Origin of the sequence: Micromonospora sp. DT44 (genome assembly GCF_049841635.1) — a bacterium.
Lineage (GTDB): Bacteria > Actinomycetota > Actinomycetes > Mycobacteriales > Micromonosporaceae > Micromonospora.
Map to the genome: position 1 here is coordinate 35401 of NZ_JBNCKS010000003.1, position 19789 is coordinate 55189.

Below are 19789 nucleotides of genomic sequence, written 5' to 3' on the forward strand. Positions count from 1 at the left end.
CGGGGTCTGTCCGCCTGTCAGCCGCCGGGGCAGCCCCGGCCGCCGCTGATGGGTATGCACTGGGTGATCTGCGGTGCCGGCTCCTGGTCGGCGGGGACGTGCCCGATCAGCGCGCTGGTCGCCATGCCGCCCACCAACGCGACCGCCACGTAGATCAGCGCCATCCCGGCGAACGCCCCGGCGAAGTGCCGACGCCACCGCCCCTCCCCGGCCAGCCCGGCCAGCAGCAGACCGACCACCGGAAGCACCGCGTTGAGCAGGAGCCCGGTCGTCAGCAGGGCGTCGGTGGTCGCGCCGAAGGCCTTGGCTTCGGCGCACGTCGGCGTGTAGGGCTTTGAGACGCGCCGGATCAGCCCCACCACCAGCAGGAACGGCACCCCGTAGAGCCAGGCGAAGAAGAGCCCTCCGAGGCCGATCCGTTTCATGCCAGCCCCCCGAGGACGGCGCCGCAGAGCGTGAGGCTGACCACCGCGGACAGCGTCCCGGCGACCACGGCCGACGGGACGACCCGGGCGGCCAGCGCGGCCACCAGCGCCGTCACGAACATCACCCCGACGAATATCGGTGCGCCCCACACCAGCGCGACGAACGCCAGCGACTCCCCCGGCGACATGCAGCTGAACCAGGCCGCGCAGTCGTCGTCCACCGGTGTGCTCGGCACGCTCGTGGTGCCCACCGCCACGGCCGCGATGGCGGTGACGTACCAACCGGCCGCTACCCCCATGCTCCTGCCGTAGCGCCCCCGTACCCCGTGTCGATCCATGCGCCCGATCCTGGTGGAGGAGGGCCGGTCGAGATATCCGTCGGGATACTCAATCTCGCCGTACCAGCCGGCAACGATCGCCGCAGGGGTTGCCGAACTTCTGGCATCTTCTGTGAATCGGGCCACCCGACCGAGGCGGAAATGCCGGAGCGATCCGTACGGCGTAGCCTGGGAGACGTATGTCCGTTCTCCTTGATCGGTGTGACGGACACCGCGTGACACACAAACCCGCGTGAAAGAGGCGATTACCGGCCGTGTCGACCCAGCAGACTTCGCAGGAGAACCCACTGGCGGGTTTCGGCCCGAACGAGTGGATCGTCGAGGAGATGTACCAGCGCTACCTCGCCGACCCCACGAGCGTCGATTCAGCCTGGCACGACTTCTTCGCCGACTATCGACCAGCGCCCGGCGCCGCCACACCGCGCCCGGAGAGCGCCGGCAAGCCGGCCGCCGCGCCCGAGCCGGACGGCCAGCCGGAGGCCGCGGCCAAGGTGGCCCAGCCCGCCGCGAAGCCGGCCGCCGCCGCGCCGGCCAAGCCGGCCGCCGCCGCGCCCGCCCCGGTCAAGAGCGCCCCGGCGCCGGCGAAGGAGGCCCCGGCCAAGCCGGCCGCGAAGGCGCCCGTGCCGACCGCCGACGGCCCGCAGACCACGCCGCTACGGGGTGTCGCCGCGAAGATCGTCCAGAACATGGACGCCTCGCTGAGCGTGCCGACCGCGACCAGCGTGCGCGCGGTCCCGGCGAAGCTGCTGGTCGACAACCGCATCGTGATCAACAACCACCTCGCCCGTGGGCGGGGCGGCAAGGTCAGCTTCACCCACCTCGTCGGCTACGCGATGGTCCGCGCGCTGGTCGAGCACCCCGAGATGAACAACTCGTTCGCCGAGGCAAACGGCAAGCCGGCCGTGGTCCGCCCGGCGCACGTCAACCTCGGCATCGCCATCGACCTGGCCAAGCCGGACGGCAGCCGCAACCTGGTGGTCCCCTCCATCAAGGGCTGCGAGCAGATGGACTTCCGGCAGTTCTGGCAGGCGTACGAGGACGTCGTCCGGCGGGCGCGGCGCAACGAGCTGACCATGGAGGACTACTCCGGCACCACGATCTCGCTGACGAACCCGGGCGGCATCGGCACCGTGCACTCGATGCCGCGGCTCATGCAGGGGCAGAGCGCGATCATCGGCGTCGGCGCGATGGAGTACCCGGCCCCCTACCAGGGCATGTCCGAGGCCACCCTCGCCGAGCTGGCGGTCAGCAAGGTCATCACGCTGACCAGCACGTACGACCACCGGATCATCCAGGGCGCGCAGTCCGGCGAGTTCCTCAAGGTGATGCACGAGCTGATCCTCGGCGAGCGCGGCTTCTACGACCAGATCTTCACCTCGCTGCGCATCCCGTACGAGCCGGTGCGCTGGATGCGGGACGTCGCCGTCAACTCCGAGGGTCAGATCAACAAGACCGCCCGGGTGCACGAGCTGATCCACGCGTACCGCGTGCGCGGTCACCTGATGGCCGACACCGACCCGCTCGAGTTCAAGATCCGCAAGCACCCCGACCTGGACGTCCTCCAGCACGGGCTGACCCTGTGGGACCTGGACCGCGAGTTCCCGGTCAACGGCTTCGCCGGTCGGCAGCGGATGAAGCTGCGCGAGATCCTCGGCGTGCTGCGCGACTCGTACTGCCGCCGGGTCGGCATCGAGTACATGCACATCCAGGACCCGGAGGAGCGGCGCTGGATCCAGGAGCGGATCGAGCGCAAGTACGAGAAGCCGTCCGCCGACGAGCAGAAGCACGTGCTCAACCGGCTCAACGCGGCCGAGGCGTTCGAGACCTTCCTGCAGACCAAGTACGTGGGCCAGAAGCGCTTCTCGCTGGAAGGCGGCGAGTCCCTGATCCCGCTGCTCGGCGAGGTGCTGGAGTCCTCCGCCGAGAACGGCCTGGACGAGGTCGTCATCGGCATGGCCCACCGTGGCCGCCTCAACGTGCTGGCCAACATCGTCGGCAAGCCGTACGAGAAGATCTTCTCGGAGTTCGAGGGCCACCTGGACCCGCGCTCCACGCAGGGCTCCGGCGACGTGAAGTACCACCTGGGCCAGAACGGCAAGTTCACCACCCCGGACGGCGAGCACGTCGTCAAGGTGTCTCTGGTGGCCAACCCGTCACACCTGGAGGCCGTCGACCCGGTGCTGGAGGGCATCGTCCGGGCCAAGCAGGACCGGATCGACCTCAAGCTGGAGGGCTACACCGTGCTGCCGCTGGCGGTGCACGGTGACGCCGCGTTCGCCGGGCAGGGCGTGGTCGCCGAGACGCTCAACCTGTCACAGCTGCGCGGCTACCGCACGGGCGGCACCGTGCACGTGGTGGTCAACAACCAGGTCGGCTTCACCACCGCCCCGGAGTACAGCCGTTCCAGCCTCTACAGCACCGATGTGGCCCGGATGATCCAGGCGCCCATCTTCCACGTCAACGGCGACGACCCGGAGGCCGTGGTCCGGGTGGCCCGGCTGGCCTTCGAGTACCGGCAGACGTTCAACAAGGACGTCGTGATCGACATGGTCTGCTACCGCCGGCGCGGCCACAACGAGGGCGACGACCCGTCGATGTCCAACCCTCAGATGTACAAGATCATCGACTCGAAGCGTTCGGTGCGCAAGCTCTACACCGAGGAGCTGATCGGTCGCGGCGACATCACCGTGGAGGACGCGGAGGAGCTGCTGCGCGACTACCAGGCGCAACTGGAGAAGGTCTTCAAGGCCACCCGGGACGCCGCCGCCGCGCCGCGCCAGCTCAACCGGCCGCGCCGCGAGGAGGAGCCGGAGCCGGCTGTCGACACCGCCACCGACGCCGCCGTCGTCAAGGCGATCGGCGAGGCGCACGTCAACCTGCCGGAGGGCTTCACCCCGCACAAGCGCATTCAGCAGCTGCTCGACCGGCGGGCCAAGATGTCCGTCGAGGGCAACATCGACTGGGGGTACGGCGAGATCATCGCGTTCGGGGCGCTGCTGCACGACGGGGTGACCGTCCGGCTTGCCGGTCAGGACTCGCGTCGCGGCACCTTCGTCCAGCGGCACGCGTCGATCGTCGACTCCCGCACCGGGGACGACTACCTGCCGCTCAAGTCGCTCACCGGCGACGGCGAGCGCTCCCGGTTCTTCGTGCACGACTCGCTGCTCAGCGAGTACGCGGCGATGGGCTTCGAGTACGGCTACTCGGTGGAGAACATCAACGCGCTGGTCGCCTGGGAGGCCCAGTTCGGTGACTTCGTCAACGGCGCCCAGTCGGTGATCGACGAGTTCATCTCGTCCGGCGAGGTGAAGTGGGGTCAGCGCTCCGCGGTGACCCTGCTGCTGCCGCACGGCCACGAGGGCCAGGGCCCGGACCACACCTCCGGTCGGCCGGAGCGGTTCCTGCAGATGTGCGCCGAGGACAACATGCGGGTCGCCATCCCGACAACCCCGGCGAACTACTTCCACCTGCTGCGCCGCCAGGCCCTGTCGCCCAAGCGCAAGCCGCTTGTGGTGTTCACGCCCAAGTCGCTGCTGCGGCACAAGCTCTGCGTCTCCTCCGTGGAGGACTTCACCACCGGCACCTTCCAGCCGGTGCTGCGCGACACGGCCGCCCCGGCGCCGGAGGCGGTGAAGCGGGTGCTGCTCTGCTCCGGCAAGGTCTACTACGACCTGTTCCAGGCCCGGCAGGAGCGCGGCGTCACCGACACCGCGATCCTCCGGATCGAGCAGCTCTACCCGCTGCCGGTGGAGGAGATCCGCGCCGCCCTGGCGCAGTACCCGAACGCGGAGGACTTCGCCTGGGTGCAGGAGGAGCCGGCCAACCAGGGCGCCTGGTCGTTCGTGGCGCTCAACCTGCTGGAGCACCTCACCGACGTCCGGCTGCGGCGGATCTCCCGCCCGGCCGCGGCGGCCCCGGCGGTCGGCTCGGCCAAGACCCACGAGGTCGAGCAGACCGCGCTCATCGAGGCGGCGCTCCCCCGCCCGTGACCTGACCGCGCCACGCGAGCCGGGGCAGGGCCGTCGACCACGGTCCTGCCCCGGCTCGCGTCGGTCCATCCGATCACCGACCCGCCCGGCCCGCGCCGGGCCGAGCACGAGGACGTACGCCGTGTACTTCACCGACCGTGGCATCGAGGAACTGGTCGAACGCCGGGGCGACGAGCAGGTGACGCTGGAGTGGTTGGGCGAGCGCCTGCGCGACTTCGTCGACCTCAACCCGGAGTTCGAAACCCCCATCGAACGCCTGGCCACCTACCTGGCCCGCCTGGACGACCCCGACGACGAAGACGCCTAACCCCACCCCCACCCCACCCCGTTACATTGATCATGAAGTTGTGCGCGCGTGTCGTCGGCGTGTCGAGCGATAACTTCATGATCAACGGGGCACGGGCGACGGCGCGGACGACGGGGCGGGGGCGGTAGGGCGGTGGGGTGCTCGGGAGGGGCCGGGTGGGGAGGCCGGCGATCTTCTAGGGTGGGGGCGTGGCTCGCAGCGTGTACCTGACCAGCGTGGGTTCGGGCGGGGGTAAGTCGACCATCGCTCTCGGGCTGGCCGAACTGCTGTCGCGGCAGGTGGGGCGGATCGGCGTGTTCCGGCCGCTGGTCGCCGACACCGGTCCCGATCCGATCCTCGCCCTGCTCAGCGAGCGGTACCGGGTCGAGGTGCCGGTCGCCGAGCTGGCCGGGGCCACCTACGCCGAGGCGGCCGCGCTGGTCGCCGACGGCCGGCGCGAGGAGCTGATCTCCGCGATCGTGGAGCGCTACCGGGCGGTCGAGCGGCAGTGCCCGGCGGTGGTCGTGGTGGGCAGCGACTTCGACGAGCCGGGTGACCCGGCGCACCCCCGCGAGCTGGCCTTCAACGCCCGGCTGGCCACCGAGTTCGGCAGCGTGGTGATACCGGTGGTGGACGGCTACGAGCAGGAGCCGGCGGCCGTGGCGGCGGCCATGCGCGGGGCGTACCACGACCTGGCCGACCTGGGCGCGACAGTGCTCGCGGTGATCGCCAACCGGGTGCCCGGGCCGATGACGCTGCCGGAGCTGCCGGTGCCCGCGTACGCCATCCCGGAGGTGCCGAGCGTGTCGGCGCCGACGGTGGCCGAGGTGGCGGCGGCGCTCGGCGCCACCCTGCTGGCCGGGGACGATGCCGCGCTCGGGCGGGACGTGCTGGACTTCGTGGTCGGCGCGGCGCACGTGCCGACCCTGTTGGGCCACCTCACCGAGGGGGCGCTGGTGATCACCCCGGGCGACCGGGCCGACCTGCTCGTCGCCGCCAGCGCGGCCCACGTGGCCGGGCAGGTGTCGGTGGCCGGGTTGGTGCTGACCCTGGGCGAGCAGCCCGATCCCCGGGTCATGCGGCTGGTGGAGGGGTTGAACACCGGCCTGGCGGTGCTGTCCGTGCGCAGCGACAGCTACGACACGGTCGAGGCGTCCAGCCGGATCGAGGGACGGCCCAGCGTGGCCAACCCGCGCAAGGTGGAGGCCGCGCTGGGCGCGTTCGAACGCTGCGTGGACACCGACGACCTGGCCCGCCGGCTCCGGGTGAGCCGCTCGACGCGGGTCACTCCGCTGATGTTCGAGAACGAGCTGATCGACCGGGCCCGCTCGCAGCGCCGCCACCTGGTGCTTCCCGAGGGCACCGACGACCGGATCCTGCGGGCGGCGGAGATCCTGCTGCGCCGGGGCGTGGCCGACCTGACGCTGCTGGGTCGCCCCGACGACATCGCCCGGCGCACCCGCGAGCTGGGCATCGACCTCGGCGACGCGCGGCTCGTCGACCCAACGAACAGTGGGTGGCACGACGAGTTCGCCGCCGAGTACGCGCGCCTGCGCGCCCACCGGGGCGTCACCGCCGAGCTGGCGTACGACATCGTGGCCCAGCCCAACTACTTCGGCACGCTCATGGTGGCCACCGGGCATGCCGACGGCATGGTCTCCGGCGCCACGCACACGACCGCCGCCACGATCCGACCCGCCTTCGAGATCATCCGTACCGTCCCGGACGTCTCGGTGGCCTCCAGCGTCTTCTTCATGCTGTTGCGCGACCGGGTGCTGGTCTACGGCGACTGCGCGGTGAACCGCGACCCGGACGCCGCCCAGCTCGCCGACATCGCGATCTCGTCGGCCGACACCGCCGCACGGTTCGGCATCGAGCCCCGGGTGGCCATGCTGTCGTACTCCACCGGCAGCTCCGGCGCGGGCGAGGACGTGGAGAAGGTCGCCGCGGCCACCGCGCTCGTCCGGGAACGCCGGCCCGACCTGCTGGTCGAGGGGCCGATCCAGTACGACGCGGCGATCGATCCGGCGGTGGCGGCGACCAAACTGCCGGAGAGCAAGGTCGCCGGGCACGCCACGGTCTTCATCTTCCCGGACCTCAACACGGGCAACAACACGTACAAGGCGGTGCAGCGCTCGGCCGGGGCGGTCGCCGTCGGGCCGGTGATGCAGGGCCTGCGCCGGCCGGTGAACGACCTGTCCCGGGGCGCGCTGGTGCCGGACATCGTGAACACGGTGGCGATCACCGCCATCCAGGCGGCTGCCGGGGAGGCGTCATGAGTCGGGTCCTGGTGCTCAACTGTGGGTCGTCGTCGGTGAAGTGGCGGCTCTACGACGGGGACGGCACGCTCGGGCAGGGCACCGTCGAGCGGGTCGGCGAGGCCGGTGGCGGCCCGGCGGACCACGCCAGCGCGGTCCGGCAGATCCTGGACGGGCTGGACCTGACCGGGTTGACGGCCGTCGGGCACCGCGTGGTGCACGGCGGCCGGACGTTCACCGCCCCGACGCTCGTCGACGACGCGGTGCTGGCCGCGATCCGCGACCTGGTCCCGCTCGCCCCGCTGCACAACCCGGCCAACCTGGCCGGCATCGAGATGGCCCGGGCGGCCCTGCCGGACGTGCCGCAGGTCGCCGTCTTCGACACGGCGTTCCACCACACCCTGCCCGAGGCCGCCGCGACCTACGCGATCGACCGGGACACCGCCGAGCGGTACGAGATCCGCCGGTACGGCTTCCACGGCACCTCGCACGCGTACGTCTCCCGGCGTACGGCCGAGCTGTTGGACCGCCCGTACGAGCAGCTCAACACGATCACCCTGCACCTGGGCAACGGGGCCAGCGCCTGCGCGGTGGCCGGTGGCCGCAGCGTCGCCACGTCGATGGGAATGTCGCCCCTGCAAGGGCTGGTGATGGGCACCCGCAGCGGCGACCTCGACCCGACCGTCATCTTCCACCTGCGGCGCGAGGGCGGACTGTCGGTCGACGAGATCGACGACCTGCTCAACCACCGCAGCGGCCTGCTCGGCCTGAGCGGCGTCAACGACATGCGCGAGGTGCTGCAACGCCGGGCCGACGGCGACCGGGCCGCCGCCCTGGCGTTCGACGTCTACTGCCGGCGGATCACCGGGTACGTCGGGGCGTACTACGCGCTGCTCGGCCGGGTCGACGCGATCGCGTTCACGGCAGGGGTGGGCGAGCATGCCGCCGAAGTGCGGGCTGCCGCGCTGGCCGGCCTGGACCGGCTGGGCATCAGCGTGGACGACACCCGCAACGGCGGCGCGGGTGACCGGGTGATCTCACCCGACGGCGCCGAGGTGAGCGTCTGCGTCATCCGCACCGACGAGGAACGGGAGATCGCCCGGCAGACCCGCGACGTGGTGGGGAAGCTCTAGGCGAGCCAGATGACCAGGGCCACCAGCAGCACCACGACCACCGCCGCACCGACGATGAGGGGCAGCCGGGACGGCGCGTCGACCGGGCCGGCGGCTTCCGGCGTCTGGGTGAAGGCGCGGAACGCCTCGGTGTTGCCGCTGGGGTCGGTGTAGTTCTCAGCCATGCCGGTGACCCTAGCGAAACCCCGGCCGACGCACCGCCCCCACCTCCCGTGGTCGTGTCGGGTCGGGCCGGGCGGCGGAGACGACCCGACCGGGTGGCGGGCAGAGGCAGGCCGGACGGCGGGGTCGTCGCGCAGGTCTCGACGCCTACGGTGAGACAGTGGGGGCGGGACGGCTGGTCGCCGTACTGGTGACAGCGCTGCTGGCGGGGTGCGCGCCGGCCTCCGCCGTGGCCGGCGGGCCCACCGGGCCACCGGCCGCGCGCCGAGCGCCCGAGGGGTCGTACACCGTCGGCGTGCGTACGCTCATCCTCGATCCGCGCTCGGCGCGCCCCCTGCCGGTGACCGTCTGGTATCCGGCGGGCACCGACGGTGTCGCCGCCGGGCGATTCCCGGTGGTCGTCTACAGCCACGGGCTGCACAGCCGGCCCGAACTGCACGCCGAGTTGACCACCCGGTGGGCGGCGGCCGGATTCGTGGTGGCCGCGCCGGCGTACCCGCACACCCGCTCGGACGCCGCGCACTTCACCCGGGCCGACGTCCGCAACCAGCCCGCCGACGGTTGGCGGCTGATCCGGCACCTGGGACGCCTGGACCGCGACCCGGGTGATCCGCTCGCCGGCCACCTGGATCTCGCGTCGGTCGCCGCCGCCGGTCACTCGGCGGGCGGCTTCACCACCTCCGGCATGTTCACCGAGGGCCACCCGACCCGGTTGCGCGCCGGCATCGTGATCGCCGGCGGCGGACTGCCCGGCAGCTTCGCGGGGCCGAGCGCCCCGGTGCTGTTCGTGCACGGCACGGCCGACCCGGTGGTGCCCGTGACGGTCGGGCGGGCGGCGTACGCGCGCACCCGGGGCCCGGCTGCCTTCCTCAGCGTCGTCGGGCAGGGGCACGGCGAGTACCTCACGCCGGACCGTCCCGGGTTCGCACCGGTGCTGACCACGACGACCGACTTCCTGCGCTGGACCCTCTACGGCGACAGCGCGGCCGGCGCACGACTCCCCCTCGACGCCCGCACGGCGCTGACCCGCTACGAGTCACGCCCGGCCCGCTGACGTCCCCCTCGCCCGACACCCGGCCGAGCCGTCCGATCACACCTTGAGGACGTCCACGTCGTACAGCGTTATTGACGCGTCGCGGGAAGCGAGGGTCAGCCCTTCGGTGATCGCCTGTGCCACCAGCATGCGGTCGAAGGGGTCACGGTGATGTGGTGGCAGACGGCCTGCGGCGATGGCGTGGGCATGGGTCACCGGGAGTTCCCGGAAGCCCATGTCTCGTACCCGCTCCGCGAGGTCAGGTGGCCCGGCGAGTTTCCCGACGCTCTGCTTGATGGTGATCTCCCACAGGGTGACCGGGGAGAGAAAGATGTCTGGCTCGTGGCGTAGTTGGTCGAGTAGCTCGGGGCCGAGGGCCGGATCGCCGGTGATGGCCCAGAGCGCGACGTGGGTGTCCAGCAGCAGGTTCATGCGCCGATGCCGAAGTCCTCGGCGATCTCGGCGTTGGTCTGTGGTGAGTCCCAGTCGCCGGAGAGGTCCAGTTGGCCGGCGAGCGAGCCGATCGCGGTGCGGTTGGCCCGCCGGACCAGGGGTACGACCTTCGCCACCGGGGTGCCTGCCCGGTCGATGATGATCTCCTCGCCGCGTTCCACCCGTTCGATGATGCGCGACAGATGGGTCTTGGCATCATGCATGTTGTAGTGCACGGCCTCAGCCGACATGACGCAGCCTCCTCGCTTAGCTAAGCGATTAGTCTAGCCTGCTCGGCCGCCTACGTCAGCGGCCTTGCCGGCTCGGGCCGGGGGTCCGCCGCGTACGCCTCTCCGCCGGTACCGTGGCCCGATGGACGACCTCGCGCGTCGCCAGTTGGCGAGCATCGCCGAACTGGTGGAGGTGACCGGGTCGGCAGGTGTCCCGGTGTGGTTGCGCGGCGGCTGGGCGATGGACTTTTATCTCGGCGCGGTGACCCGCCCGCACGTCGACGTCGACTGGTACTGCTGGCACGAGGACGCGCACCGGCTGGCCGCGCTGCTGCTGGCCCGGGGCTGGCGTCCCGACCGGCGGATGCCGGCGGAGCGACAGCTCGACCTGTTCGCCGGTGACGTGGAGGTCAGCGTCGCGTACCTGGGCCGGGACGACAGCGGTCGGCCGACCGTGGGCACCGGCCCCTGGGCGGGCACCCCACTGCCGGCCGGGATGCTGGACGCGCCGCCCGGCCGGATCGGCTCGTTGACCGTGCCGGCGATCTCGGTGGCGGCCCAGATCGAGTTCAAGCAGATGTACCCGGTGTGGATGCCGGAGCGTCCCCGCCGTCCGAAGGACGCGGCCGACCTGGCTCGACTGCTCGCTGGGCCTCGTCGATCAGGTCCTCGTACACCCCGACCTTGAAGCCGATCAGGTCCAGGCACTGCGTGAGTCTGCCGATCTGGCTGGTGACGCGCTCGCGGTGCTCGCGCAGAAGCGCGAGCCGTTCCTCCTCGTTGCCGGCACCCGCCCGGACGAGGTCGGCGTACCGGCGCAGCGCGGGCAACGGCATGCCCGAGGCACGGAGAATGATGCAGACGGTCAGCCAGTCGACGTCGTTTTCGCTGTAGACGCGACGCCCGCCGGGCCCTCGGCGTACCGGATCGACGAAGACGCCCTCCTGCTCGTAGAAGCGGAGGGCGTGCACGCTCAGGCCGGTGCGTTCGGCGACCTGCCCGATGCTCAGACTCGCGATGTCCTCGGCCATGTCGAGCAGGGTAGCGAGGCTTGACCTAGAGCCGACTCGAGCTCCTAGGGTCCCCTGATCGTCACGACAACGCCAGGGGAGCATCGGCATGCGCTACCGCACGCTCGGCGGCACCGGCATCGAGGTGAGCACCCACTGCCTCGGGACCATGATGTTCGGTGCCGTCGGAAACCCGGACCACGACGAGTGCGTCCGCATCATCCACACCGCGATCGACAGCGGCATCAACGCCGTCGACACCGCCGACATGTACGGCCGGGGTGAGTCCGAGCAGATCGTGGGGAAGGCGCTGCGGGGGCGTCGCGACGACGTCGTCCTCGCCACCAAGGTCCACTTTCCGATGGGCGAGGGGCCTAACCAGGGCGGCAACTCGCGGCGGTGGATCCTCAAGGCGGTCGAGGGGAGCCTCCGGCGTCTGGGTACCGACTGGATCGACCTCTACCAGGTCCACCGCCCGGACCCCTCGACCGACATCGAGGAGACGCTTTCGGTGCTCACCGACCTCGTGAGCCAGGGAAAGATCCGCGCCTTCGGCTGTTCGACGTTTCCCGCCGAGGAGATCGTCGAGGCACACCAGGTGTCCGAGCGTCGTGGCCTCGGCCGGCTGCGCACCGAGCAGCCGCCGTACTCGATCCTCGCCCGTGGGGTGGAGACCTCGATCCTTCCGGTCTGCCAGCGCTACGGCATGGGGGTGCTGGTCTGGAGCCCGCTCGCCTTCGGTTTCCTCAGCGGCAGGTACCGCAAGGATCGGGCCGTCGACCTGTCGACCGGGCGAGCGGTTCTCCGGCCGGCGCAGTTCGATCCCACGATCGCGGAGAACGCGGCCAAGCTCGACATCGTCGAGCGGCTCGTCGACCTCGCGGCGGACATCGGGTGCACGCTGCCACAACTCGCCATCGCCTTCACCGTGGCCCATCCGGCGGTCACCTCGGCGATCATCGGGCCACGGACCATGCAGCACCTGGATGACCTGCTCAAGGGCGCGACCCTCGCCCTGGACGACGCAACCCTCGACCGGATCGACGAGATCGTGCCACCCGGGACCAACCGGTACGAGCCCAACGCCGCCTTCCCCCCGCGCTCCCTGACCGACCCGGCGCGGCGGCGGCGTCCGCTCTCCGAACGCGCGGCGGCCTGAGACGACCAGCGGCAGCCTGGGCGCAGCGCGCCGGACCGCCCCGAGCCACCGGCGCGGCACGGCACAATTGAGGCCATGTCGCGTCGTGTCACCCCCTCGCTGCTGGCCAGCGCCCTGCTCCTGACCGGTCTGGTCGGCTGCTCCACGGACGCCCCGAAGAAGGAGCCCGCGCCGGTCGCCGTCGAGCCGCCGCCGGCCGCCACGCCGACACCGCGGGTACCCGCCGGGTCCGCGCCCGAGAGCGCCTTCGGCGTCGGCGTACGACAGCTCAAGCTGAACCGAGACGGCCGTGCGCTGCCGGTGACCCTCTGGTATCCGGCGGCCGGGAAGGCCGGCGGCACGGCCAGGCGGTCCGCGGCGGCGGCGGGCGGGCGGTTCCCGGTGGTGATGTTCAGCCACGGCCTCGGCGGGCGGCCGGAGGACTACGCCGCGCTGCTGACCCGCTGGGCGGCGGCGGGGTTCGTGGTGGCCGCGCCGGCCTTCCCGCACACCTCCGAGGGCGGCGACGGCAACGTCCTCGACGTGCTCAACCAACCGGCCGACGTGTCGTACGCGCTGACCCAGGTGTTGGCGCTCGACGGCAAGGCGGGCGACGGGCTGCGCGGCCGGTTGGCGACCGACCGGGTGGCCGCGGCGGGGCACTCGGCCGGCGGGGTGACCACCATCGGCCTGTTCACCGCGAACCGGGACGAACGGCTGGACGCCGGGGTGGTGTTCGCCGGTACGGCCGTCGGCGTGGGTACGGCGTTCGCGGGCGCGACCGCGCCGCAGTTGTTCGTGCACGGCGAGTTGGACGAGGTGGTCGACTACGCGGCGGGCAAGGCGGCGTACGACAAGGTGCCGTGGCCGAAGGCGCTGCTGAGCCTGCCCAAGGGCGACCATGGCCGATCGCTGCTCGGCGACGCCGCGTCGCTGCGGGTCGTCTCGGACACGACGGTGGAGTTCCTACGCTGGACGCTGTACGGCGACCCGAAGGCCAAGAAGCGCATCGCCACGGACGCGACCCGCAACGACATCGCCACCTTCGACGATCACCTCTGAGCGGTCCTAGATCCGCGCAGCATCAGGGATGTTGCTGCCTCAGCGCGCCTGGAGGCAGCAGTTTCCCCGAAGTTGCGCGGATCTTCCCGTGCGGCAGGGCGCTCAGGCCGTGTGGTCGATGACGACCTTGCCGAAGGCCTCGCCGGAGTGCAGGCGGGCGAAGGCGTCCTCGACCCGGCTGAACGGGACCACGCTGTCCACCACCGGGCGGACCTCGTTCTCGGCGCAGAACGCCAGCAGCTCGTACAGCTCCCCGGGGGTGCCCATCGACGTGCCCAGGATCTCCAACTGCATGGCGAAGACCCGGCGCAGGTTGACCGTCGGCTGGTGGCCGGCGGTGGCGCCGGAGACCACGATCCGGGCCATCGGGGCCGCCGACTTCATCGAGTGCTCGAAGGTCGCCGCGCCGACCGTCTCGATCACCACGTCGACCCGCTCCGGCAGCCGGGCACCGGGCTCCACGGCGGTGGCCCCGAGAGCGGAGATCCGCTCGCGCTTGGCGGCGTCGCGGCTGGTCGCGTACACCCGCTTGCCCATCGCGACGGCGAGCGCGACGGCCGCCGTCGCGACGCCGCCGCCCGCGCCCTGCACCAGCACGCTGTCGGCGTCCGCGACGCGGCCCTTGGTGGTCAGCATCCGCCACGCGGTCAGCCAGGCCGTGGGCAGGCACGCGGCGTCGGTCGCCGCCATGCCGTCGGGCAGCGGGACCAGGTTCGACCGGGGTACGGCGACCCGCTCGGCGAGGGTCCCGGCGAAGTGCTCGGAGAGGATGGAGACACCGCGCGGGTCACCGGGAGTGACGACGACCGGGTAGACGACCACGTCGTTGCCCTCGGGATCCACACCGACCGCGTCGCAGCCGAGGATCATCGGCAGTTGGGCCTCGGTGAGTCCCACCCCGCGCAGCGACCACAGGTCGTGGTGGTTGAGCGAGGTGGCGCGCACCCGCACGGTCACCCAGTCGTCCTCCGGGTGGGTCGGCTCGGGTCGCTCACCGACGGTGAGGGCGGCGAGCGGATCGGAGTCGTCGAAACGGGAGACGAAGGCAGCACGCATGATCGGCACCGTAACAAGCTGAGCGCTCGTTAAGAAGGGCCGGCCGCCGGGCCACGCCGCACGCCGGTCATGGCGTCGCGGTCACCATGCTGGCTCACGTCGTCGCGGTCAGCACGCCGGTCACGGCGTCGCGGTCAGCACGCCGGCCATGGCGTCGCGGTCACCATGCTGGCTCACGTCGTCGCGGTCAGCACGCCGGTCACGGCGTCCCGGTCACCGCCGGGCCACGCCGTCGCGGCGGGCGGCCTCGGCCACCGCCTCGGCGACGGCCGGAGCGACACGCGGGTCCAGCGGCGACGGGACGATCGCCTCGGGAGTCAACGACTCGGCCACCACCCCGGCGATGGCGTCCGCCGCGGCGACCTTCATCGCCTCGGTGATCCGGGTGGCGCCGGCGTCCAGCGCGCCCCGGAACACCCCGGGGAACGCCAGCACGTTGTTGATCTGGTTGGGGTAGTCGCTGCGGCCCGTGGCGACCACCGCGACGTGCCGGGCGGCCACCTCCGGGTGCACCTCCGGGGTGGGATTGGCCAGCGCGAACACGATCCCCCCGGGCGCCATACCGGCGATGGCGGCCTCCGGGATCTCGCCTCCGGAGACGCCGATCAGCACGTCCGCGTCGCGCAGCGCCTCGGTGATGTCGCCGTGGCGGCCGTCCGCGTTGGTGCTCGCCGCCAGCTCGGCCTTGCCACCGGTCAGCTCGGTGCGGTGCGGGCCGATGATCCCCTTCGAGTCGCAGACGACGACCTGGTCGGGGTTGACGCCACCGGCGATGAGCATCTTCGTCACGGCCACGCCCGCCGCGCCCGCGCCGCTCACCGCGACCCGCAGGTCGCCGAGCTTGCGGTTGAGCAGGGTGGCGGCGTTACGCAGCGCCGCGAGCACCACGATGGCGGTGCCGTGCTGGTCGTCGTGGAAGACCGGGATGTCCAGCGCCTCGTCGAGTCGACGCTCGATCTCGAAGCAGCGCGGCGCGCTGATGTCCTCCAGGTTGATCCCGCCGAACGAGGGGGCCAGCGCCCGCACCACCGCGACGATCTCGTCCACGTCCTGGGTGTCCAGGCAGATCGGCACCGCGTCCACCCCGGCGAACTGCTTGAACAGCACCGCCTTGCCCTCCATCACCGGCAGGGCGGCGCGCGGGCCGATGTTGCCGAGCCCCAACACGGCCGAGCCGTCGGTCACCACCGCGACAACGTGCGACGCCCAGGTGTACTGGTCGGCCAGGGCGGGGTCGGCGGCGATCGCCTCGCACACCCGGGCCACCCCCGGGGTGTACGCGAGGGAGAGGTCCTCGCGGCTCGTGAGCGGCACCGTCGAGGCGACGGCCATCTTGCCGCCGAGGTGCAGTTGGAAGACGGGATCAGCGGGGTCCACGGTGGATGAAGACATGGCGGTGACTCCAGGATCTGTCGAGCAGATGTGAGGCGGCGGGCCCGGCCGCAAGGTGGGCGGCGAGCGATGGCACGCGGCGCGGGGGGTCACCCGGCACTTTCCGAGCATAGTGTCGACCCTGCCCCTCGGATGTGAGCAGGGTCATATAACCCGACGAGGCACCCGTCCGGGGCGCGGCCAGTAGCGAGCCACCACCCGACCGTGTACGTCGGCCACGCCGTACGCCCGGGAGTCGTCGGTGATCAACTCGCTGTCACCGCGCAGCCACCAGCCGCCATCCTGCGGCCGGACCGCCCGCTTGACGACCAGCAGTTCCGGGCGTGTCCGGAAGACCGCGACCACCACGTCGCCGGGTCGGATGGGACGCCCGCCCGAGCGGACCAGCACCGCGTCGCCGTGCCGCAGCGTCGGCGCCATGGACGGGCCGGCCACCGCGACCGCCGTCAACGGGCCGCGCAAACGAGGCGGCTCACTCGGGTGATCGGCGCGCACCGGTTTCACCTCCACCCCGTTCGGGGAGCATTCCCAGGAGTAATGTCGCCTTTGATCATCGCAAACTTCCCATGGAGGATCCCGATGCGACTTCCACGCATCCTTGCGCCCCGCGTCACCGCGAGCGCTCACTGCGACCTGCCGTGCGGCGTCTACGACCCGGCCCAGGCCCGGATCGAGGCCGAGTCGGTCAAAATGATCTGCGAGAAGTACCAGGCGAACACCGACCCGGAGTTCCGCACCCGGGCGGTCATCATCAAGGAGCAGCGCGCCGAGCTGGTCAAGCACCACCTGTGGGTGCTCTGGACCGACTACTTCAAGGCGCCGCACTTCGAGAAGTACCCGAACCTGCACACCCTGTTCAACGAGGCCACCAAGCTCGCCGGCGCCAGCGGCGTCAAGGGCAGCCTCGACCCGGCCACGGCCGACCAGCTCCTCGCGAAGATCGACGAGATCGCGAAAATCTTCTGGGAGACCAAGAAGGCGTGACCAACCCGGTCACCCCGACGATCCGGCCGGTACGTCCCGCGGACGTACCGGCCGTCGTCGCCATGGTGCACGAACTGGCGGCGTACGAACGCGCCCCCGACCAGTGTCACCTCACCGAGGAACAGCTCACCTCGGCGCTGTTCACCACCGCTCCGGCGCTCTTCGGTCACGTCGCGGTCGACGAGCACGACGCGCCGGTCGGCTTCGCCCTGTGGTTCCTCAACTTCTCCACCTGGGCCGGCGTGCACGGCATCTACCTGGAGGACCTCTACGTCTCCCCGGGGGCCCGGGGCACCGGCGCGGGTCGACTACTGCTCGCCACGTTGGCCGACATCTGCGTACGTCGGGGTTACCGCCGGCTGAAGTGGTGGATGATCGAGTGGAATCCGGCCGCCGGCTTCTACGCCTCGATCGGCGCCGAGCAGATGAACGAGTGGGTCCCGTACCGGCTCAGCGGTGACGCCCTACGGCATCTGGCCGCTCAGGCGGAGGCCGCCGACACGCGCCCGGGCGACTGACCGGGTAGAGTCCCTGACCGGGGGGATGAGCGTGACTCAACTGACCGGCCAGCCAACGACCGACGACGACGTGGTGCACCTCACGGTGCCCGCCGACGGCGGTTACCTCGGCGTGCTCCGTACCGCCACCGCGGGGCTCGCGGCCCGGCTGCAGTTCGCGCTCGACGAGATCGAGGATCTGCGGATCGCGGTCGACGAGGCGTGCGCCATGCTGCTCGCCATCGCCACCCGTGACGCCGAGTTGGAGTGTCGGTTCGCTGTCACCAACGACGCGCTGACCGTCGAGGTGACCGTGCCGACCGTCCGCGGTGCCACGCTGCCCGCCGAGTCGTCCTTCGCCTGGAAGGTGCTCACCGCGCTGACCACGTCGGCGTCCGCCACGGCCAGCGACGGCCGGGCGACCATCTCGTTGCTGACCCGCCGCTCCGGCGGCTACTGACCGGCGACGCTCCGCCGTGCCGGGCCGCGAGGCTCAAGGCTACGAGGCGCGGCGTCGCGGGCGGGGTGACCGCTCACGCCAGCGTGCTGCGACGGGCTCAGCCGCGCCCGCCGGTCGACGTCACTCGAAGCCGAGGGCCTTCGTCGTTGGCGGGCTGACGAGCAGCCAGCCGACGCCCAGGCCGAGCGCCATCAACGGAATGCCCAGCCAGCCCATCCCGCCCTGGATCATGAACCAGCCGATCGGCAGCAGCATCAGCTGAAGGACGATCGCGGGGGCCCGTGCGCCGGCCCGGCGGCGCAGCAGCGCGCGGCCCAGCGCCCACAGCGCGACGGCCGCCCCGGTGGCGAACGCGGTCACCAGCAACGCCGACGCGAGATCGGTGGTGTCGGCGGTCAGGTCGGCCCAGACCAACCAGACCGCGATCAGCCCGACGGCGATCGCCTCCGCCCACAGCAGCCGCACCGCCCAGCGAAGCGTGACGGGAATCCGGGCCGAGTCGATGGTCACGCGCGCCACGATACCCGTGCTACCGAGAGGTACAGTGCCGCCCATGCGGGCCGTCCTGGTGGTCAATCCGAAGGCCACCACCACCAGCGAGCGCAGCCGAGACGTACTTGTCCGTGCGCTGCGCAGCGAAGTCGACCTCAGTGTGCGCTACACCCGCCGCCGGGGGCACGCCATGGCGTTGGCCCGGGAGGCCGCCGCCGAGGGCGTCGATCTCGTCGTCACCCTGGGTGGTGACGGCACCGTGAACGAGGTGGTGAACGGCCTGATGACGGCTGAGCCACCGGCCGGTGTCGGTGACGCGTCGATGGCGCAGCGGTTGCCGGCGCTGGCCACCGTCCCGGGCGGTTCCACGAACGTCTTCGCCCGCGCGTTGGGTCTGCCCCGGGAGTGGCCGGACGCCACCAGCATGATCCTGGAAGGGCTGCGCCTGGGCCGGCAGCGCACGGTCGGGCTGGGCCGCGCCGACGACCGCTACTTCACCTTCTGCGCCGGGTTCGGGCTGGACGCCGCCGTGATCCACCGGGTGGAGCAGGCCCGGCGCAAGGGGCGGGTCTCGACGCCCGGGCTCTACTTCCGCTCGATCATGAGCCAGTACTTCTTCGCCTCGGACCGGCGGCATCCGGCGATCAGTCTGGAGCGACCGGGTGAGGAGTCGGAGGGCGAGCTGGCCACCGTCATCATCCAGAACACCGCCCCGTGGACGTACCTGGGCGATCGAGAGGTCAACCCGAATCCGGAGGCGTCGTTCGATCTCGGCCTCGACGTGCTGGCACTGCGTCAGCTCCGGGTGGCTAGCACAACACGGACAGTCACCCAATTCCTGGGTCGGCAGCCGGATCCGAACGGACGTCAGGTGTTACGCCTACATGACACTGCGGAGTTCACGCTGGTCTCCAGCCGCCCGCAGGCGTTCCAGCTCGACGGTGACTATCTTGGCGAGCGGGAGAAGGTCAGATTCACCTCCATTCCGGCCGCACTGAGAGTAATCTGCTAGGTCTCGGGTACTGCCCTTGGTCGACGCGGCACCGCAACCGCTTCGGCCGGTGCCGCCACACCGAGGGGCAGGTGCCGGAAATGTCAGCAATGTCACGCGGACTGTACTATATTGATCCTCGACTGTGGCACGGCGGGTAACCAGGAAGGCACTGGAACCCGGACAAATGGGTTGTGGGCTTGCTCACCGCGCGGAGTTTTTCCGAGCGTCACCCTTGACATCGCGAGCGTTCGTGAAAGTATTCACAAGCGAACTTGAGTTACCGGGACATTGCCTGGATATGCTCGTCAGGTTGAGCTGTTCCAGCAGGTCCCCGGGGCTGACTGCCTGCTCACGCACTGCCGAATGGTCAGACGCGAACGGTCACCACAGGCACTGCGGATGCATATAGGAAAAAGCA

22 protein-coding genes are annotated in these 19789 nt (G+C 71.2%); 12 read left to right on the top strand and 10 right to left on the bottom strand.

Annotated features, from left to right (window positions below):
* Window positions 1–17 precede the first annotated feature (17 nt).
* Window positions 18–425 (bottom strand): hypothetical protein, encoded by a 408-nt coding sequence (locus ACLQ25_RS02660; RefSeq protein WP_425728706.1) that lies wholly within the window; start codon window positions 423–425, stop codon window positions 18–20.
* Window positions 422–763, bottom strand: coding sequence for a hypothetical protein (locus ACLQ25_RS02665; RefSeq protein ID WP_425728708.1), 342 nt, complete (start codon window positions 761–763; stop codon window positions 422–424). The genes ACLQ25_RS02660 and ACLQ25_RS02665 overlap by 4 nt, the downstream gene beginning before the upstream one ends.
* Before the next feature lie 254 nt (window positions 764–1017).
* Between ACLQ25_RS02665 and ACLQ25_RS02670 the strand changes: the two genes are divergently transcribed.
* From ACLQ25_RS02670 to ACLQ25_RS02685, 4 genes are all read left to right on the top strand, one after another.
* Window positions 1018–4752, top strand: coding sequence for a multifunctional oxoglutarate decarboxylase/oxoglutarate dehydrogenase thiamine pyrophosphate-binding subunit/dihydrolipoyllysine-residue succinyltransferase subunit (locus tag ACLQ25_RS02670; protein WP_425728710.1), 3735 nt, complete (start codon window positions 1018–1020; stop codon window positions 4750–4752).
* A gap of 121 nt (window positions 4753–4873) precedes the next feature.
* Window positions 4874–5059 (top strand): DUF6104 family protein, encoded by a 186-nt coding sequence (locus tag ACLQ25_RS02675; protein WP_139582193.1) that lies wholly within the window; start codon window positions 4874–4876, stop codon window positions 5057–5059.
* Between the two features lie 188 nt (window positions 5060–5247).
* Window positions 5248–7317 carry a phosphate acetyltransferase gene (gene pta, locus ACLQ25_RS02680; RefSeq protein ID WP_425728712.1) on the top strand — a complete coding sequence of 690 codons (2070 nt, stop codon included), beginning with the start codon at window positions 5248–5250 and terminating at the stop codon, window positions 7315–7317.
* Window positions 7314–8429 carry an acetate/propionate family kinase gene (locus ACLQ25_RS02685; RefSeq protein WP_425728714.1) on the top strand — a complete coding sequence of 372 codons (1116 nt, stop codon included), beginning with the start codon at window positions 7314–7316 and terminating at the stop codon, window positions 8427–8429. Before pta ends, ACLQ25_RS02685 begins: the two co-directional genes overlap by 4 nt.
* On the opposite strand, the gene ACLQ25_RS02690 is transcribed toward ACLQ25_RS02685, so the two are convergent.
* A complete protein-coding gene (locus ACLQ25_RS02690) occupies window positions 8426–8593 on the bottom strand; it encodes a hypothetical protein (protein ID WP_425728716.1) in 168 nt (55 codons plus the stop codon). The two genes, ACLQ25_RS02685 and ACLQ25_RS02690, sit on opposite strands and share 4 nt — an antisense overlap.
* Window positions 8594–8751: 158 nt before the next feature.
* Between ACLQ25_RS02690 and ACLQ25_RS02695 the strand changes: the two genes are divergently transcribed.
* Window positions 8752–9645, top strand: a complete 894-nt coding sequence (locus ACLQ25_RS02695; protein ID WP_425728718.1) for an alpha/beta hydrolase family protein — start codon at window positions 8752–8754, stop codon at window positions 9643–9645.
* A gap of 36 nt (window positions 9646–9681) precedes the next feature.
* On the opposite strand, the gene ACLQ25_RS02700 is transcribed toward ACLQ25_RS02695, so the two are convergent.
* On the bottom strand, window positions 9682–10056 hold the full coding sequence (locus ACLQ25_RS02700; RefSeq protein WP_425728720.1) for a type II toxin-antitoxin system VapC family toxin: 375 nt from the start codon (window positions 10054–10056) through the stop codon (window positions 9682–9684).
* Entirely contained in the window at window positions 10053–10307 is a 255-nt protein-coding gene (locus ACLQ25_RS02705; RefSeq protein ID WP_425728722.1) for a type II toxin-antitoxin system Phd/YefM family antitoxin, read from the bottom strand. Before ACLQ25_RS02705 ends, ACLQ25_RS02700 begins: the two co-directional genes overlap by 4 nt.
* 121 nt (window positions 10308–10428) lie before the next feature.
* On the opposite strand from ACLQ25_RS02705, the gene ACLQ25_RS02710 reads away from it, so the two are divergent.
* Window positions 10429–10974, top strand: coding sequence for a nucleotidyltransferase domain-containing protein (locus ACLQ25_RS02710; RefSeq protein WP_425728724.1), 546 nt, complete (start codon window positions 10429–10431; stop codon window positions 10972–10974).
* Here ACLQ25_RS02710 and ACLQ25_RS02715 read toward each other — a convergent pair.
* The gene (locus tag ACLQ25_RS02715) at window positions 10856–11317 is read right to left on the bottom strand and encodes a MerR family transcriptional regulator (RefSeq protein ID WP_425728726.1); all 462 of its coding nucleotides are present in this window, start codon (window positions 11315–11317) and stop codon (window positions 10856–10858) included. The genes ACLQ25_RS02710 and ACLQ25_RS02715 overlap by 119 nt on opposite strands.
* Before the next feature lie 88 nt (window positions 11318–11405).
* Between ACLQ25_RS02715 and ACLQ25_RS02720 the strand changes: the two genes are divergently transcribed.
* Window positions 11406–12455 (top strand): aldo/keto reductase, encoded by a 1050-nt coding sequence (locus ACLQ25_RS02720; RefSeq protein WP_425728728.1) that lies wholly within the window; start codon window positions 11406–11408, stop codon window positions 12453–12455.
* A gap of 75 nt (window positions 12456–12530) precedes the next feature.
* Window positions 12531–13496: an alpha/beta hydrolase family protein gene (locus ACLQ25_RS02725; protein WP_425728730.1), complete on the top strand. Its 966-nt coding sequence runs from the start codon at window positions 12531–12533 to the stop codon at window positions 13494–13496.
* A gap of 102 nt (window positions 13497–13598) precedes the next feature.
* On the opposite strand, the gene ACLQ25_RS02730 is transcribed toward ACLQ25_RS02725, so the two are convergent.
* The 3 genes from ACLQ25_RS02730 to ACLQ25_RS02740 all read right to left on the bottom strand — a co-directional run bounded on the left by ACLQ25_RS02730 (window position 13599) and on the right by ACLQ25_RS02740 (window position 16439).
* The gene (locus tag ACLQ25_RS02730; RefSeq protein ID WP_425728732.1) at window positions 13599–14561 is read right to left on the bottom strand and encodes a zinc-binding dehydrogenase; all 963 of its coding nucleotides are present in this window, start codon (window positions 14559–14561) and stop codon (window positions 13599–13601) included.
* A gap of 204 nt (window positions 14562–14765) precedes the next feature.
* On the bottom strand, window positions 14766–15944 hold the full coding sequence (locus ACLQ25_RS02735) for an NAD(P)-dependent malic enzyme (protein WP_425728734.1): 1179 nt from the start codon (window positions 15942–15944) through the stop codon (window positions 14766–14768).
* 144 nt (window positions 15945–16088) lie between these two features.
* Complete coding sequence (locus tag ACLQ25_RS02740) at window positions 16089–16439, bottom strand: S24/S26 family peptidase (protein ID WP_425728736.1); 351 nt, start codon at window positions 16437–16439, stop codon at window positions 16089–16091.
* Window positions 16440–16523: 84 nt separating this feature from the next.
* Here ACLQ25_RS02740 and sodN point away from each other — a divergent pair, with 84 nt between their 5' ends.
* From sodN to ACLQ25_RS02755, 3 genes are read left to right on the top strand one after another with little or no spacing between them, the layout of a single operon-like run.
* Window positions 16524–16928: a superoxide dismutase, Ni gene (sodN, locus tag ACLQ25_RS02745; protein WP_355050524.1), complete on the top strand. Its 405-nt coding sequence runs from the start codon at window positions 16524–16526 to the stop codon at window positions 16926–16928.
* Window positions 16925–17446, top strand: coding sequence for a GNAT family N-acetyltransferase (locus ACLQ25_RS02750; RefSeq protein WP_425728738.1), 522 nt, complete (start codon window positions 16925–16927; stop codon window positions 17444–17446). The genes sodN and ACLQ25_RS02750 overlap by 4 nt, the downstream gene beginning before the upstream one ends.
* Window positions 17447–17477: 31 nt before the next feature.
* Complete coding sequence (locus ACLQ25_RS02755) at window positions 17478–17885, top strand: ATP-binding protein (protein WP_355050772.1); 408 nt, start codon at window positions 17478–17480, stop codon at window positions 17883–17885.
* Window positions 17886–18005: 120 nt separating this feature from the next.
* Here the strand turns inward: ACLQ25_RS02755 and ACLQ25_RS02760 are convergent, their stop codons facing one another.
* Complete coding sequence (locus ACLQ25_RS02760; RefSeq protein WP_425728741.1) at window positions 18006–18395, bottom strand: hypothetical protein; 390 nt, start codon at window positions 18393–18395, stop codon at window positions 18006–18008.
* 43 nt (window positions 18396–18438) lie between these two features.
* On the opposite strand from ACLQ25_RS02760, the gene ACLQ25_RS02765 reads away from it, so the two are divergent.
* Complete coding sequence (locus tag ACLQ25_RS02765; RefSeq protein WP_425728743.1) at window positions 18439–19389, top strand: diacylglycerol/lipid kinase family protein; 951 nt, start codon at window positions 18439–18441, stop codon at window positions 19387–19389.
* Window positions 19390–19789 lie beyond the last annotated feature (400 nt).